This is a genomic window from Micromonospora sp. NPDC048907, from assembly GCF_055586885.1.
The window spans coordinates 35,141-49,648 of record NZ_JBVJHI010000005.1 but is presented as its reverse complement, the minus strand read 5'-3'; the positions used below and the strand labels follow the sequence as shown (position 1 = coordinate 49,648).

Genomic DNA, 14,508 nt, shown 5'->3' with positions numbered 1-14,508 from the left:
GAGGAACGTGGTGGCCGCGACCGCCTCCCCGGTGGTCCCGGCCGGCACCGACGCCGCCCGTGACGAATGGGGCCGGTAACCAGGACCACAAAGGAGGGACGTCATGCCGGACAAGCACGAGCAGGCCGAGCAGATGCGCGACGACGTGCCGTCGACCGTCGCGCGTTCGGACGACAAGGCGGTCCGCACGTACAAAAAGACGCTGGAGTCGGCCGAGGAGACCTACGGCGACGGGGAGCGGGCGCACCGCACGGCGTTCGCGTCGTTGAAGCACACCCACGAGAAGGTCGGCGACCACTGGGAGCCCAAGGAGCACAAGGGGCCGTCTGACCCGCAGGCGGCGCTGGGCACCCCGGCCTCCCGCGACCGGGCCCGCCCCACCGCGCAGGGGGTCGACGCCAACGCCAGCACGGGGCACCTCGAGGAGGTGGCCCGCCGGGTGGGCGTCGACGATCCGGAGAGCCTGGACCGGGACGAGCTGGTCCGGGCCATCGAGAAGGCCAACGCCCGGGCCACCGCCCGCGCACGGCGGAGGTGAACCGACGCCGTCCTCCCCGCCGACCGACCTCCGGGCGGTCGGCCATGACGATCACCACGCCCTCCTCGTAGTCGTGCCGCTCACCGGTGAACCGGCCACCGAGACCGACGACCGCCGTCATGGCCTCGTCGACGTCGTCGACGGTGACGTCGAGGTGGATCCCTGACCGAGCGGGTCCATCGAACTGCGGAAACATGGAGGGCCCCACGGAAGTGGATCTCTGCCGTAGGGTGCGCTGATGCGTCGCCACGTACCACTGACCCTGCTTCTCGCACCGCTGCTCGTCGCCGCGTGCTCCACCGATCCGGCCGCCCCGGCCGCCGGCTCCGCCGCCCCCACGACCACGCCGAGCCCCGCCGCCCCCGCCGTGGACTACACCGCCTGGCAGACCGGGCGCTCGACCCCGGTCGCCGACAAGGTCTACCCGGCCCGAGGCACCGACGCCCTGGACGTCCTGCACTACGACCTGGCGCTGGACTGGGCGCCGGCGACCAGGACCCTCACGGGCACGGCCACCCTGCGGATCCGTCCCACCAAGGACGCTCCCGCCCTCGTCCTCGACTTCATGCCCTACCAGGTCGACGGGGTGACGCTGGACGACACGACGGTCACCGGCACCGTCGCCAAGGAGAAGCTGACCGTGACCGCGCCGGTCGTCGCCGACAAGCCGGTGACGCTGGTGGTCAAGTACCACGGCAAGCCGAAGACGACGCCGATGCCCTCGCACCGCAAGGACGTGGAGGACCTGGGCCTCACCGTCACCAAGGAGGGCGGCCTCTGGACGATGCAGGAGCCGTTCGGGGCGTTCACCTGGTACCCGGCCAACGACCAGCCGTCCGACGAGGCCCTCTACGACATCAAGGTGACCGTCCCGGCCGGCTGGACGGCCGTCGCCAGCGGCACGCCGGCCGGGCAGTCCGGGACCACGTTCACCTACCGCAGCGCCGACCCGGTCGCGACGTACCTGACTACCCTGGCGGTCGGGAAGTACCAGAAGCTGACCGCCAAGGGGCCGCGGGGCATCCCGCTGACCTTCTGGTACCGCAAGGGCGCCGACGACAAGCTGCTGCCGTACCTCAAGAAGTCCCCCCAGTATCTGACCTGGCTGGAGAAGAAGTTCGGTCCCTACCCGTTCCCGTCCGGTGGCGTCGTGGTGGTGGACTCGGCGTCCGGCATGGAGAGCCAGCAGATGATCACCATGGGCCGGAAGATCGAGAACACCAGGGCCCGCCGGGACCGCTGGGGAAGCGACCTGCTGCACGAGTACGCCCACCAGTGGTTCGGCAACTCCGTCACGCCGACCACCTGGACCGACCTGTGGCTGAACGAGGGCTGGGCCCAGTACGCCCAGGACCTGTACACCAAGGACACCCTGCACCTCAGCGACGCCAGCCTGGACCGGTACGTGCGGGACGCCGACGCCGCCGTGCGCAAGAAGCTCGGCCCGCCCGGCAAGCCCAACCCGAAGAACTTCGCCGAGGGCAACGTCTACCTCTGCCCGGAGGCCATGCTCCACGAGATCCACCGGAAGCTGGGTGACAAGGCGTTCTTCGCGCTGGCCCGCGCCTGGGTGCAGGAGCAGCGCAACACCCAGCAGGACCGGGCCTCGTTCATCGCCTTCGTCAACAAGCAGACCGGCCGCGACTTCACCAAGCTCATCAACACCTGGCTGGACTCGAAGACCACACCGAAGACCGTCGCCGTCGCGTGAGGCGGGCCGCCGTGGCGGCGCCCGGACCGGCAGGTACCGGGGCGCCGCCGCGGCGGTGTCCGTCGGCGGCCGGCCCGCGTCAGGCGGCGCGGCCGGCCTTGAGCGCCGCCGCGGTGTCGACGACCCGCCGGGCCTGGTGACGCGCGGCTTCCAGGACCAGGTCCCCGGGCGGGCCGTCGCCGGCCACGTGCGAGGTGCCGTAGGGATTGCCGCTCTGGAACTGGACGGGGTCGGTGTAGCCGGGGGGCACGATGATGCCGCCCCAGTGGTAGAACACGTTCCCCAGCGCCAGAATTGTCGACTCCTGCCCGCCGTGGGCCGTGTTGGAGGCCGTGAAGGCCGAGTAGACCTTGTCGGCGAGCCCGCCCTGGAACCACAGGCCGCCGGTGGTGTCGATGAACGCCTTGAGCTGGCTGGCCACGTTGCCGAAGCGGGTGGGCGTGCCGAACAGCACCGCATCGGCCCAGGCCAGGTCGTCGTGGCTGGCCTCGGTGATGTCGGCGGTGTCGCGGATGTGCTGCGCCCACTCCGGCCGGGCGTCGACCGCCTCGGGTGGCGCCGTCTCGGCGACCTTGCGCAGCCGCACCTGTGCGCCGGTCTTCTCCGCGCCGTCGGCGGCGGCTCGCGCCAGGGCGTGCACGGTGCCGGTGGCGCTGTAGTAGATGACGGCGACCTTCACGGGTTCCATGATCGGTTTCCTCTCGCGGGATGGTCTCAGGGGTACGACGGGCCGACCCGGCGGAATGTCAGGCGACCCGCCGACCTCACAGATCGGTCTGCCGTCCCGTCACACTGGCGACGGCAGTGGCGACCAGAGGAGCCGGCGACACCATGACCACCCGATCCGAGCCCGGGCAGGGCGGACCCGATCCGGGCCTCGGCGCGGTCGCGGGCGAGCGGCGGCGGCTGACCAACGTGGCGTACCGGCTTCTCGGCTCGCTGGCCGATGCCGAGGATGTCGTCCAGGAGACGTACGCCCGCTGGTACGTCCTGTCCCCGCCCGAGCGGGAGGCCATCGAGTCTCCCGGGGCCTGGCTCACGACGGTCGCCAGTCGCATCTGCCTCGACCTGCTGCGCTCGGCCCGGGTCCGGCGGGAGCGCTACGTGGGCGAATGGATTCCGGAGCCGCTGCCCGATCGTGCCGAATGGACCGGCGGGCGGTCGGACGCCGCCACCGCCGACCCGGCCGACCGGGTCACCCTCGACGAGTCGGTCAACATGGCGTTCCTCGTCGTGCTCGAGTCGATGACCCCGGCCGAGCGCGTCGCGTTCGTCCTGCACGACGTCTTCCGCTACTCCTTCGGGGAGGTGGCCGAGATCGTCGGCCGTACCCCGGCGGCCTGTCGCCAACTGGCCTCGTCGGCCCGCCGGCGCATCCGCGCGTCGCGGGCTCCCGCGACGCCGGTGGCCCGGCAGGCCGAGATCGTCCGGGACTTCAAACAGGCGTGGGAGGCCAGGGACATCGCTGCCCTCATCGGCCTGCTCGACCCCGACGTCACGGCGATCGGCGACGGTGGTGGCCTGGTCAGCGCCGAACTCCACCCGGTTCGGGGCGGCGAGCAGGTCGCCCGCGTGCTCGTCGACGTCACCGGCGGGGCACCTGACCTGAGGATCGCGGAGCGTACGGTCAACGGTCGGCCCGGCCTGGTGGCTCAGCTGGCCGGCGTCACGGTGACCGTACTGGCGTTCGACATGGCGGGCGACCGGATCACGCGGATCTGGGCGGTCCGCAACCCCGCGAAGCTCCGGCCGTGGACGACGGGCTGACCCGCGGGCGGGGGTCATCGAGATCCGGATGACCGGAGACGAGGTCTACCTGAGGAGCGAGCTGGACCTGCCCGGTGTCGGCCACGACTGGCTGGTCCTCGACCCGGCCCGGGTGCCGTCGGACTTCGCCCTCAGCTTCGCCCGGGACACGAACGACCCGGGCGGCTCGGCGCGCCTCATCGACGCGATCGTCACGGCCCGAGCAGACGGCCCGCCCGACGCCCTCTATCCCCAGCTCGGCCTGGGCGGCTGAGACCGGAACGTGCGCCGGTACGCCGCCGGGCTGACCCCGACGAGTTCCTTGAACCGGTCGCGGAACGTGGTGGTCGAGGCGAAGCCGGTCACCTGCCCCACCCGCTCGACGGGCAGGTCGCTGGTCTCCAGCAGGTGTTGCGCCCGCCGCACCCGATGGTGGGTGAGCCACCGCATCGGCGTGGTCCCGGTCTGGGCACGGAAGCGCCGCAGCAGGGTGCGCACGCTGACGGCGGCCTCGGCCGCCATGTCGTCGAGGTCGATGTCGCGCACGGCATTGCGGGCCAGCCAGTGCAGCAGCGGCGCGAGGGAGCCGCTCGCGGTCGGTGGTTCGTAGGTGATGAACTGCGCCTGGCCGCCGGCGCGTTCCAGCGGCATCACCGAGGCGCGGGCGACCTCCGCGGCGACGGCGGCGCCGTGGTCGCGGCGGACCATGTGCAGGCACAGGTCGAGGCCGGCGGCCGCCCCCGCCGAGGTGAGCACGTCGCGCTCGTCGACGTAGAGCAGGTTCGGCTCGACGGTGACGGCGGGATGCCTGCGGGCCAGCTCGGCGGCGGCGGCCCAGTGGGTGGTGGCCCGGCGGCCGTCGAGCAGGCCGGCCTCGCCCAGGATGAAGGCGCCCACGCAGATCGACGCCACCCGGGCGCCCCGCGCGGCCGCCGCCCGCAGCGCCTTGAGCAGTGGCGCCGAGGCCGGCGCTCCGAGGTCCGCGACGCCGGGCACGATCACCGTGTCCGCCTCGCGCAGGGAGTCCAGACGCCACGGTGCCCGCAGCACGAAGGAACCCGCGTCGACCTCCCGGCGCTCGGCACACACCTTCACCTGGTAGGCCGGCGTGCCGTCCGGTAGCCGCGCCCTGCCGAACACCTCGAGCGCGGTCGCCAGGTCGAAGCCGACCACCCCGTCGAACGCCGCCACCGCCACCGTGTGCACCCGTCGACGGTACCGCCGTACGCCGTGGCGCTGAGCCGTCGATGGTTGGCGCTCGCGCCACTGTTCGCCCCGCTGCCCCGGTCGTAGGTTCGCTGCATGATCGTGATCGCGCCCGTGCTGATCGGGCTGGCCTACGCCGCGCTGAACTCGCTGATCCCCGCCGTGCACCGCCGATCCGTCAACGCGGTCATGGTGGCCGGCGCGGGCGCCGCCTACCTGAGCGGCGGCTTCGGGGTCTGGGAGCTGCTGTTCACCGCGGCGATGACGTACGTCGCCTTCCGGGGGCTGCGGTCCTGGCGGTGGATCGGCGTGGCGTGGCTGATGCACACCGCCTGGGACCTGCTGCACCACCGCTACGGCGAACCGATTCTGCCGTTCGCGCCGCACTCCTCGCTGGGGTGCGCGATCTGCGACCCGGTCATCGCCGCGTGGTGCCTCGCCGGCGGCAGGTCCGTGCCGGAGCTGTGGCGGTCGTGGACCCACCGGACGGCGGGCCGCCGCACCGCCACCGGCGACGCGGCGTAGGACCGGACGCCGGCGTCGTTCCCGCGCCGCACACGCCGGGATGCCACAATCCCGGTATGCCGTCGGACCCCTGGGCCGCGTTGGCGAACCCGTTCGTGGAAGGTGCGTACGCCTCGGTTAAGGGACGGGTGCGGACGTACGTCCTGCACGCCCAGCTGCTGCGGCACCTTCCCGAACCGCCGGCGAGCGTCCTGGACGTCGGTGGGGGCGCGGCCCACCAGTCGTTGCCGCTGGCCCGACTCGGGTACGACGTGACCGTCCTGGACCCGTCGCCGGCCATGCTCGCCAAGGCCGAGCAGCGGCTCAGGGACGAGCCGGACGACGTCCGGCGGCGGGTTCGGCTGATCGAGGCGCCCGGTGAGCAGGCCGAGGCGGCCACCGGTGGGCAGCGGTTCACCGCGGTGCTCTGCCACGGCGTGCTCATGTACCTCGAACGACCGGAACCGCTGGTTGCCGCGCTGTGCCGCTGCGCGGCGCCCGGAGGTGTCGTCTCGGTCATGGCGCTCAACGCCCGTACGCCGTCCGTCCGGCCCTCGACCACCGCTGGGCCGACGCCCTGGCCGCGTTCGACGCCGGCGGCGAGGTCGGGGTGCTCGGAGTCGACACTCGCGCCGACACCGTCGAGGGCCTGTCCGGCCTCCTGCGGCGGGGCGGGGTGGACCCGGAGGACTGGTACGGCGTCTGGCTGTTCTCCGACTGGCTGGACCTGCCGGCCGACGGCACGGATGTGGCGGCCGTGGCCGCCGTCGAGTTCGAAGCGAGCGTCCGGGACCCCTACCGGCAGCTCAGCCGGGTGTTCCACCTGATCGGTCGGGCCCAGGCCCCTGGCGGACGGCGATAAAGCCTGACTAAAGTCAGGCAGATGAACTCGGAGCTCATCGCCACCGTGCGGCGGTTCAACCGGACGGTCACCCAACGGGTGGGCGCGCTCGACGACCAGTACATGTCCCGCGACCGGCCCCTCGCGCAGGCGCGGCTGCTGTGGGAGATCGGCCCCGACGGCGCCGAGGTCGCGGCGCTGCGGGCCCGGCTCGGCCTGGACTCCGGGTACCTCAGCCGGCTCCTGCGCACCCTGGAGGGCGACGGACTCGTGCGCGTCGGCCCGGCGGGCCGGGTCGGCGGCGACGGGCGGGTGCGTGTCGCCGCCCTCACCGAGGCCGGGCGGTCGGAGTGGGTCGAGCTGGACGAGCGGTCCGACGAGCTGGCCCGGTCCATCCTCGAACCGCTCAGCGACCAGCGCCGCGAACGCCTGGTCGCGGCGATGGCCGAGGTGGAGCGGCTGCTCGTCGGCTCGATGGTGGTCGTCGAGCCGTGCCCACCGGGAGACCCCCGGGCCCGCGCCTGCGTGCGGGCCTACGCCCACGAGGTCGCGCAGCGCTTCGACGGCGGATTCGACCCGGCCCGGAGCAAGCCGGTCCGCGACGAGGAACTCGTCCCACCCGCCGGCGTGTTCCTGCTCGCCACGCTCAACGGCGAGCCCGTCGGCTGCGGCGCGATCAAGCTCCACGCGCACGCGCCCGCGGAGATCAAGCGTGTCTGGGTGGCCGACGGCGTCCGGGGGCTCGGGGTCGGGCGACGCCTGCTGGAGCAGCTGGAGCGGTACGCCGCCGAGCGTGGCTGGACCGCCGTCCGGCTGGACACCAACCGCAACCTGACCGAGGCGATCGCGCTGTACCGCGCGACCGGCTACCGGGAGGTCGCGCCGTACAACGACGAGCCGTACGCGCACCACTGGTTCGAGAAGTCCCTGGCGCCCGTGGCGTGACCGGTCTGCATACCGCCGCGGTACGACCCGAAGAGTATGGCCAGCAAATCCATTGATCTCAATATGCTGTCCGCAGTCTCGAGTCAGGTGTGCCCACGAGGCGCGCCGGTCCTGATGCGGAGGAATTCATGGTTCGCTGGCGCACCCTCACCGGCCTGTTGGCCACCGCGTTGGCCGCGGTGACCGCGGGCAGCCTCACTCTCGCCGCACCCGCCGTCGCCGACCCCACGCCGATCACGCCGAACGTCGTCGGCGGCACCCGCGCCGCACAGGGCGAGTTCCCGTTCATGGTGCGGCTCTCGATGGGCTGCGGCGGCGCGCTGTACAGCCCCCGTCTGGTGCTCACCGCCGCGCACTGCGTCGGGCGTACGGGCACCAACACCAGCATCACGGCGACCCTGGGCGTGGTCGACCTCCAGTCGTCCAGCCGGATCACCGTGCGGTCGAACTACGTCTACCGGGCACCCGGCTACAACGGCAGCGGCAAGGACTGGGCGCTGATCCGCCTGGCCACCCCGGTCAGCGGGCTGAGCACCCTGAAGATCGCCAACACCACGGCCTACGACAGCGGCACGTTCACCATCGCCGGCTGGGGCGCGGCCACCGAGGGCGGCGGGCAGCAGCGGTACCTGCTCAAGGCCACCGTGCCGTTCGTCAGCGACGCCACCTGCAACGCCAACTACGGCGGTGACCTCATCCCCGCCGAGGAGATCTGCGCCGGGTACGCCAGCGGCGGCGTGGACACCTGCCAGGGTGACTCGGGCGGGCCGATGTTCCGTCGTGACGCCTCCAACGCCTGGATCCAGGTGGGCATCGTCAGCTGGGGCAACGGCTGCGCCCGCCCCAACTACCCCGGCGTCTACACCCAGGTGAGCTACTTCTCCTCGGCCATCGCCTCGGCCGCGGCGAGCCTCGGCGGCTGACCGCACGACCTGACGGGCGGCCCGGCTGGTGGTACGCCGGGCCGCCCGCGCGTGCCGTCGCGTTCGCAGGGCTCGGGTCAGGCGTAGAGCGGCTTGCCGGTCTCCAGCAGCGTCTTGAGGTCGCTGAGGACCTCGGGCCAGCCACCGCCGGCGCTCTCGACCTGGCCGCTGACCTGGGCCATGGTCTGCGGCGCGTCGCCCAGCTCGTGGATCACCGTCAACGAGGTGACGCCGTTGCCCCGCTCCGCGATCTCGTAGGTCAACCGGGTGGCCGGCTCGTCCAGCCAGGTCGGCCGCCAGGTCTGCACCAGCCGGACCGGCGGGTCCACCTCGATCACCTCGCCCTCCACCGGCACCTCGGGCATGCCGGACTCCCGGTGCTCGGGGATGGCCACGGCCCGGTACCGGCCGCCCGGCCGCAGGTCGAATTCGGCCAGGCACTGGTAGCCGTACTGCCGGGTCCACTCCGGCTTGGTGATCGCGTCCCAGATCGCCTGCGGGGTGGCCTTGATGTAGACCCGGTAGACCTTTGTCGTCCCGGTCGTCGTGGTGGTCATCGCTTCTCCTTCGGGTCGTCGCGTTCGAGTTCCGTCTTGAGTTCCAGCAGCGTCGCGGTGTGGTGCGCGGTGTACTTGTCGATCCACCGGTCGTGGATCAGCCGGATCGGCACCGGGTTGAGGAAGTGCAGCTTCTCCCGGCCCTGCCGTCGGGTGACCACGAGACCGGCGTCCTCCAGCAGGCGCAGGTGCTTCATGACACCGAAGCGGGTCATCGCCAGCTCCGACTCCAGCTCCGTCAACGTCTGGCCGTCGCGGACGAAGAGCCGGTCGAGCAGGGCGCGTCGGGTCGGGTCGGCGAGCGCCTTGAACACCAGATCGTCGTCGTCGCTCACAGGACGAGAATAGGTGACCAGATGGTCACATGTCAACGAGCGAGGGGTGGTCGTGGTCGTACCCGCCTCCTAGTCTCGGCTGGTGACCGTGCACGAGCTGTCCCGCGGCGACGCCCGCCGCCTCGCGGTGCGCGCCCAACTGCTGGCCGCCGACCGCCCCGGCGGGATGCTCGACGTCGTCCGCCGGTTGACGCTGCTGCAGAACGACCCGACGTCCGCCGTGGCGCCCAGCGCCGACCTGGTCCTGTGGAGCCGCCTCGGCTCCTCGTACGCTCCGGCGCAGCTGCGCGACGCCCTCGACGAGCAGACCCTGCTGGAGCTGCACGGCCTCATCCGCCCGCCGGAAGACCTCGCGCTGTACCGGGCGGAGATGGCCGAGTGGCCCGGCCGTCCGCCGCTGCGCGACTGGCAGGAGGGCCTGCGCGACTGGGTGGACGCCAACCGGGGCTGCCGGCTGGACATCCTCGCGAGGCTCCGCGCCGACGGCCCGCTGCCGGCGCGCGAGCTGCCGGACACCTGCGAGGTCCCCTGGCGTTCCACCGGCTGGACGAACGACCGCAACGTCCGCAAGATGATCGACTTCCTTGTTCAGCGGGGTGAGGTCGCGGCCGCCGGCCGGCGCGGCACCGACCGGCTGTGGGACCTCGCCGAACGGGTCTACCCCGACGAGGTGGTGCCCTACGAGGAGGCGCGGCGGATCCGGGACGAGCGGCGGCTGCGCGCGCTCGGCATCGCGCGCGCCCGTGCGCCGGAGAGCCCGGGGGAGCCGAACGACGTGGGGGAGGCGGGCCAGCCCGCCGTGATCGAGGGCGTGAAGGGCCAGTGGCGGGTCGACCCCGAGCTGCTGGACCAGCCGTTCACCGGCCGCGCCGCGTTGCTGTCCCCGCTGGACCGGCTCGTCTACGACCGCCGGCGGCTGACCGAGCTGTTCGAGTACGACTACCAGTTGGAGATGTACAAGCCGGCCGCCAAGCGCCGCTGGGGCTACTGGGCGCTGCCGATCCTGTACGGGGACCGGCTGGTCGGCAAGCTCGACGCCACCGCCGACCGCAGGGCCGGTGTGCTCCGGGTGGACGCGATCCACCAGGACGTCCCGTTCACGAGGGCGATGACGAACGCGGTGCGGCACGAGATCGAGGACCTGGCGGACTGGCTCCGCCTGACCCCGGCCCTGGCGTCCTGACCCCTGCTCCCGGGGACGTCCGGGTCGACGCGCCGCGGGTCAGGCCCGGTCGGCGACCAGCACCCGGCCGTGGCGGAGCGACCTGGCACGGGACACCGGCAGGGCGAGCGTCCGCGCCGTGTCGAGCAGGCTCTCCTCCCGGGTCACGCGGTAGCCGTGCGGGGTGAGCAGGGCGGCCATGGCGGCGGGCGTCCAGGTGGAGCGCCACGGCTCGTTCGCCCAGACGCTCGACCGGCCGGCGGAGGCCGTCAGCAATCGGGCGACCACCCGGCCCAGAGTGGCGGAGACGGCGGGGCTCTGATAGTTGACGACCAGGCGACTGCCCGGGGCGGAACAGGCGGCGAGCTCGGCGACCGTGGCAGCCACCTCCGCTCGCGTCAGGTACGGCACGACGCCCTCCCAGAGCCAGGTCGTGGCGAGGTCGGCCCGGTGCCCGTGCGCCGCCAGCGTCCCGGCCAGCCGGTCGCGGCCGAAGTCCACCGGCACGAACGTGGGCGGCGGGCCGGGCAGCCCCGCGGCACGGTCGCGCTTGTCCTGCTGCGTGGCCGGCTGGTCGACCTCGAAGACCGTCACCCCGGCGAGTTCCGGCATCCGCCAGGCGCGCCCGTCCAGCCCGGCGCCGAGGATCACCACCTGCGGAGACGGGTGGGCGCGGATCGCGTCGTCGATGGCGATCGTGCGAGGTGCCATCAGCTCGGCGGCGGCGCGTACCGTCTCGTAGTCGAGCCGCTGCTGCCACCCGGCGGGCGGGGCGCCGGCGCGGACCCACTGGACCGCCTCCCGCTCGTCGGGACGCAGCAGAGGCAGGGCGGTCGGGTCCGCGAAGCGGCCGGGAGCGACGCGCCCGTCCGCCGCGGCGCGGCCCTGGCACACCAGCACCGCCGTGCGGCTCGCCTGCGGCGTTCTCGACATCGGGTTCCTCTCCCGCGGGGACGTCGGCTCCGCTGCCGACGGTAACGTCGGGCCCGGCCGGGCGCCGCTGACATTCGTCACGGGCGACGGCCGTCCCCCGGCGGATCCGTCAGCCGTCGATCCGGGTGATGTTGCGGATCTTGTTGGCGGCGTCCAGGGCCGCCACCTTGTACGCCTCGGCCAGCGTCGGGTAGTTGAACACCGCGTCCACCAGGTAGTCGACGGTGCCTCCGCAGCCCATCACCGCCTGCCCGACGTGGACGATCTCGGTGGCCCCGGTGCCGAACACGTGCACGCCGAGCAGCCGCCCGTCGCCCGGTGAGACGAGCAGCTTCAACATGCCGTACGAGTCACCCACGATCTGGCCGCGGGCCAGCTCGCGGTAGCGGGCGATGCCCACCTCGAACGGGGTCGAGCTGTCGGTCAGCTCCTCCTCGGTCCGCCCGACGAAGCTGATCTCCGGGATCGTGTAGATGCCGATCGGTTGCAGCTCGGGCATGGCGCGCACCGGCTCGCCGCAGGCGTGCTGCGCGGCCAGCCGGCCCTGCTCCATGGCGGTGGACGCCAGCGCCGGGAAGCCGATGACGTCGCCGACCGCGTAGATGTTGTCGACCGCCGTGCGGTAGGTCGCGTCGACCTGGATCCGGCCCCGGTGGTCCGCGGCCAGCCCGGCCGCCTCCAGCGCCAGGTCGTCGGTCTGGCCCTGGCGGCCGGCCGAGTACATGACCGTGTCGGCGACGACCTTCTTGCCGCTCTTCAGGACGCACAGCGCGGCGGTCTGGTGCTTCTCCACCGCGGCGACCTCCTCGCCGAAGCGGAACGTCACGGACAGGTCCCGCAGGTGGTACTTGAGCGACTCGACGATCTCCTCGTCGCAGAAGTCGAGCATCCGGTCGCGGCGCTCCACCACTGTCACCTTGGTGCCGAGCGCGGCGAACAGGGAGGCGTACTCCATGCCGATCACGCCGGCGCCGACCACGACCATGCTGCGGGGCACGGCCTGGAGGTTGATGACCCCGTCGGAGTCCACGATGGTCCGGTCGTCGAAGTCGACGCTGTCGGGGCGGGCCGGCCGGGTGCCGGCGGCGATGACGATCTTGTCGAAGGTGACCCGGGACTCCCGGCCGGAGCCGCCGTCGACCCAGACCGCGTGCGCGTCGGCGAACCGGCCGGTGCCGCTGATCATCGCGACCCGGTTGCGGGCCAACTGGTTGCGGATGACGTCCGTCTGCCGGCTGATCACGTGCTGGGTCCGGGCGGCCAGGTCGCCGACCGTGATCTCCTCCTTGACCCGGTAGCTGCTGCCGTAGAGGTCGCGCTGGCTCAGGCCGGTGAGGTAGAGGACGGCCTCGCGCAGGGTCTTCGACGGCACGGTGCCGGTGTTGATGCACACCCCGCCGATCATGTCGCGGCGGTCCACGATGCCGACCCGCCGGCCCAGCTTGGCCGCGGCGATCGCGGCCTTCTGACCGCTCGGTCCGGAGCCCAGCACCAGCAGGTCGTAGTCGTACACGGTGTCAGCCTGGCAGCATCTGCCGGCCCGCGCCAGAGCCGCTCGACGGCTGTCCCGGGCCGGACGGCTCGGCCGGCCGGTCGACCAGCGCGGCCAGCTTCTTCGGGGCCAGGACGCAGTAGCTCTCGGTGAGCAGTTCGCTGATCTCGTCCCAGTCGATGCCGTCGTCGAGCACCATGCCGACGACGTCGGCGCCCCAGTCGGGCTTGAAGAACGGGTGCCCGCCGGCGAGCAGCCCGGCGATCTCGTCGCCGGGGGAGCGGAACGTGAGCACGCAGATCGGCTCGTCGCTGTCGGCGGCGCGGGCGTAGGCGGCCTGGTGGTCGGGATCGACGGTGAGCACGTGCGCGAAGGTCCGCTTGCGGATCCGCCACCGGGTGCCCACCCACGCCGGTTCCTCGTAGGTCTCCGGCAAACCGAGGCAGACGTGCCGGAGCCGGTCGAGGATCTCGGGTGGGACGTCGCCGGGTTCGGTCACGCGCGGGACGCTACGCCACCCCTCCGACAGTTCCGCGCGATCGCGGTGCCCGACGGGTCGCCGTCGCGGACGGTGGGTGCCGGACACCGGAACCGACGATCGGCGGGCTCCCGTCGGACCGGACGTCGGCCCCGGTGTCCGGCGGCACTGCGCGGGTCAGAACCGCAGCCGGCGCAGGTATCGGTAACCGACCTCGGCCGTCTGCTGCGGCGTCACGTCGGGCGTGTCGTTCTCGACGATGTACTCCAGCACCGAGTGCCTCCGGAAGATCCGGGCGAAGTCGATGGTCCCGGTGCCCAGGTCGGCCATGTCGCCGGTGGCCCCGTCCCGGTCCTTGACGTGGTACTGCAGGACGCGCTGCGGCGCCGAGCGGATGACGTCGAGCGTGAAGCCCTCGGGGTCCGCGACCCCGTCGCCGGAGTTGATGCCGCCGGTGACCGCCCAGTAGAGGTCGACCTCCAGGTGGACGAGCCGGGGGTCGAGTTCCCCGGTCAGCACGTCCCAGGGGCGCCGGCCGTTGCCGAGGTCGATGGTGAACTCGTGGGCGTGGTTGTGGTAGCCGTAGCGCAGGCCTGCCGCCCTCGCCGCGGCGGCCTCCACGTTCATCTGCTCGGCCCAGCGCTTCCAGTCGTCCGCGTTCTCGGAGTACAGGTACGGCACCACCAGGAACTGCTGCCCCAGGGTGACCGCGTTCTCGATCTTCTGCTCCAGCTCGGCGGGACCGGCGCTGATCCCGTCGTGGCTCGAGCTGGCCCGGACGCCGATGCCGTCGAGGAACCGGCGCAGTTGGGCGGCTGTGCGGCCGAAGTAACCGAGCGCCAGTTCCACGCGCGGGTACCCGGTCCGGGCGAGGTGGGTGAGGGTGGCGTCGTAGCCGGGCGGGCCGGACAGGGCGTCGCGCACCGTCCACAGCTGGATGCTGATCAGGCCCGGGGGCACGTGGTGCCGCCCGGTCTGGTGACCGGTGGCCGTCGCGGCCGTCGCGCCGATGCCGGACGACGCGAGCCCGATGCCGGCGAGGGTGGCCAGCGAGCCGCGCAGGAGGCTGCGCCGGTCGACGGAGCGCCGCAGCGCGGCCATCCCGTCATGTCCGTAACACATGGCGTCTCCTTGTCG

17 protein-coding genes and 2 pseudogenes are annotated in these 14,508 nt (G+C 72.6%); 10 read left to right on the top strand and 9 right to left on the bottom strand.

The annotated features are described in order from the left end of the window. Window positions 1-103: 103 nt before the first annotated feature. Window positions 104-538, top strand: a complete 435-nt coding sequence (locus ACZ6PY_RS18395; RefSeq protein WP_466073667.1) for a ChaB family protein — start codon at window positions 104-106, stop codon at window positions 536-538. Between the two features lie 97 nt (window positions 539-635). On the opposite strand, the pseudogene ACZ6PY_RS18390 reads toward ACZ6PY_RS18395, so the two are convergent. After that, a pseudogene (locus ACZ6PY_RS18390) lies at window positions 636-734 on the bottom strand (hypothetical protein); the annotation flags it as partial. Window positions 735-776: 42 nt separating this feature from the next. Between ACZ6PY_RS18390 and ACZ6PY_RS18385 the strand changes: the two are divergent. After that, a complete protein-coding gene (locus ACZ6PY_RS18385; RefSeq protein ID WP_466073666.1) occupies window positions 777-2,249 on the top strand; it encodes a M1 family metallopeptidase in 1,473 nt (490 codons plus the stop codon). A 79-nt stretch (window positions 2,250-2,328) separates the two neighbouring features. Here ACZ6PY_RS18385 and wrbA read toward each other — a convergent pair whose 3' ends face one another. Beyond that, complete coding sequence (gene wrbA, locus ACZ6PY_RS18380) at window positions 2,329-2,940, bottom strand: NAD(P)H:quinone oxidoreductase (protein ID WP_466074675.1); 612 nt, start codon at window positions 2,938-2,940, stop codon at window positions 2,329-2,331. A gap of 140 nt (window positions 2,941-3,080) precedes the next feature. Here wrbA and sigJ point away from each other — a divergent pair, with 140 nt between their 5' ends. Beyond that, window positions 3,081-4,016 carry an RNA polymerase sigma factor SigJ gene (sigJ, locus tag ACZ6PY_RS18375; RefSeq protein ID WP_466073665.1) on the top strand — a complete coding sequence of 312 codons (936 nt, stop codon included), beginning with the start codon at window positions 3,081-3,083 and terminating at the stop codon, window positions 4,014-4,016. A 28-nt stretch (window positions 4,017-4,044) separates the two neighbouring features. Next, window positions 4,045-4,269: a hypothetical protein gene (locus ACZ6PY_RS18370; RefSeq protein WP_466073664.1), complete on the top strand. Its 225-nt coding sequence runs from the start codon at window positions 4,045-4,047 to the stop codon at window positions 4,267-4,269. Here ACZ6PY_RS18370 and ACZ6PY_RS18365 read toward each other — a convergent pair. After that, window positions 4,242-5,201: a GlxA family transcriptional regulator gene (locus ACZ6PY_RS18365; RefSeq protein ID WP_466073662.1), complete on the bottom strand. Its 960-nt coding sequence runs from the start codon at window positions 5,199-5,201 to the stop codon at window positions 4,242-4,244. The two genes, ACZ6PY_RS18370 and ACZ6PY_RS18365, sit on opposite strands and share 28 nt — an antisense overlap. Before the next feature lie 96 nt (window positions 5,202-5,297). Here ACZ6PY_RS18365 and ACZ6PY_RS18360 point away from each other — a divergent pair, with 96 nt between their 5' ends. The 5 genes and pseudogenes from ACZ6PY_RS18360 to ACZ6PY_RS18340 all read left to right on the top strand — a co-directional run bounded on the left by ACZ6PY_RS18360 (window position 5,298) and on the right by ACZ6PY_RS18340 (window position 8,414). Further along, window positions 5,298-5,726: a DUF6010 family protein gene (locus ACZ6PY_RS18360; protein WP_466073660.1), complete on the top strand. Its 429-nt coding sequence runs from the start codon at window positions 5,298-5,300 to the stop codon at window positions 5,724-5,726. Window positions 5,727-5,782: 56 nt separating this feature from the next. Beyond that, window positions 5,783-6,187: pseudogene (locus ACZ6PY_RS18355) on the top strand (class I SAM-dependent methyltransferase); the annotation flags it as partial. Continuing rightward, a complete protein-coding gene (locus tag ACZ6PY_RS18350) occupies window positions 6,187-6,567 on the top strand; it encodes a hypothetical protein (RefSeq protein ID WP_466074698.1) in 381 nt (126 codons plus the stop codon). The pseudogene ACZ6PY_RS18355 and the gene ACZ6PY_RS18350, both read left to right, overlap by 1 nt. Before the next feature lie 21 nt (window positions 6,568-6,588). Next, the gene (locus tag ACZ6PY_RS18345) at window positions 6,589-7,491 is read left to right on the top strand and encodes a GNAT family N-acetyltransferase (RefSeq protein ID WP_466073658.1); all 903 of its coding nucleotides are present in this window, start codon (window positions 6,589-6,591) and stop codon (window positions 7,489-7,491) included. Between the two features lie 128 nt (window positions 7,492-7,619). Further along, the gene (locus tag ACZ6PY_RS18340) at window positions 7,620-8,414 is read left to right on the top strand and encodes a S1 family peptidase (RefSeq protein ID WP_466073656.1); all 795 of its coding nucleotides are present in this window, start codon (window positions 7,620-7,622) and stop codon (window positions 8,412-8,414) included. Window positions 8,415-8,491: 77 nt separating this feature from the next. On the opposite strand, the gene ACZ6PY_RS18335 is transcribed toward ACZ6PY_RS18340, so the two are convergent. Further along, complete coding sequence (locus tag ACZ6PY_RS18335; RefSeq protein WP_466073654.1) at window positions 8,492-8,971, bottom strand: SRPBCC family protein; 480 nt, start codon at window positions 8,969-8,971, stop codon at window positions 8,492-8,494. Then, entirely contained in the window at window positions 8,968-9,306 is a 339-nt protein-coding gene (locus ACZ6PY_RS18330; RefSeq protein WP_466073652.1) for an ArsR/SmtB family transcription factor, read from the bottom strand. The genes ACZ6PY_RS18335 and ACZ6PY_RS18330 overlap by 4 nt, the downstream gene beginning before the upstream one ends. A gap of 82 nt (window positions 9,307-9,388) precedes the next feature. Here ACZ6PY_RS18330 and ACZ6PY_RS18325 point away from each other — a divergent pair, with 82 nt between their 5' ends. Then, window positions 9,389-10,489, top strand: coding sequence for a DNA glycosylase AlkZ-like family protein (locus ACZ6PY_RS18325; RefSeq protein WP_466073650.1), 1,101 nt, complete (start codon window positions 9,389-9,391; stop codon window positions 10,487-10,489). A gap of 39 nt (window positions 10,490-10,528) precedes the next feature. On the opposite strand, the gene ACZ6PY_RS18320 is transcribed toward ACZ6PY_RS18325, so the two are convergent. From ACZ6PY_RS18320 to ACZ6PY_RS18305, 4 genes are all read right to left on the bottom strand, one after another. Next, a complete protein-coding gene (locus ACZ6PY_RS18320; protein ID WP_466073648.1) occupies window positions 10,529-11,401 on the bottom strand; it encodes a class I SAM-dependent methyltransferase in 873 nt (290 codons plus the stop codon). Window positions 11,402-11,510: 109 nt separating this feature from the next. Further along, the gene (gene sthA / locus ACZ6PY_RS18315) at window positions 11,511-12,914 is read right to left on the bottom strand and encodes a Si-specific NAD(P)(+) transhydrogenase (RefSeq protein ID WP_466073646.1); all 1,404 of its coding nucleotides are present in this window, start codon (window positions 12,912-12,914) and stop codon (window positions 11,511-11,513) included. A 4-nt stretch (window positions 12,915-12,918) separates the two neighbouring features. Then, entirely contained in the window at window positions 12,919-13,392 is a 474-nt protein-coding gene (locus tag ACZ6PY_RS18310; RefSeq protein WP_466073644.1) for an MmcQ/YjbR family DNA-binding protein, read from the bottom strand. 156 nt (window positions 13,393-13,548) lie between these two features. Then, a complete protein-coding gene (locus ACZ6PY_RS18305; protein ID WP_466073643.1) occupies window positions 13,549-14,493 on the bottom strand; it encodes a sugar phosphate isomerase/epimerase family protein in 945 nt (314 codons plus the stop codon). Between the last annotated feature and the right edge of the window lie 15 nt (window positions 14,494-14,508).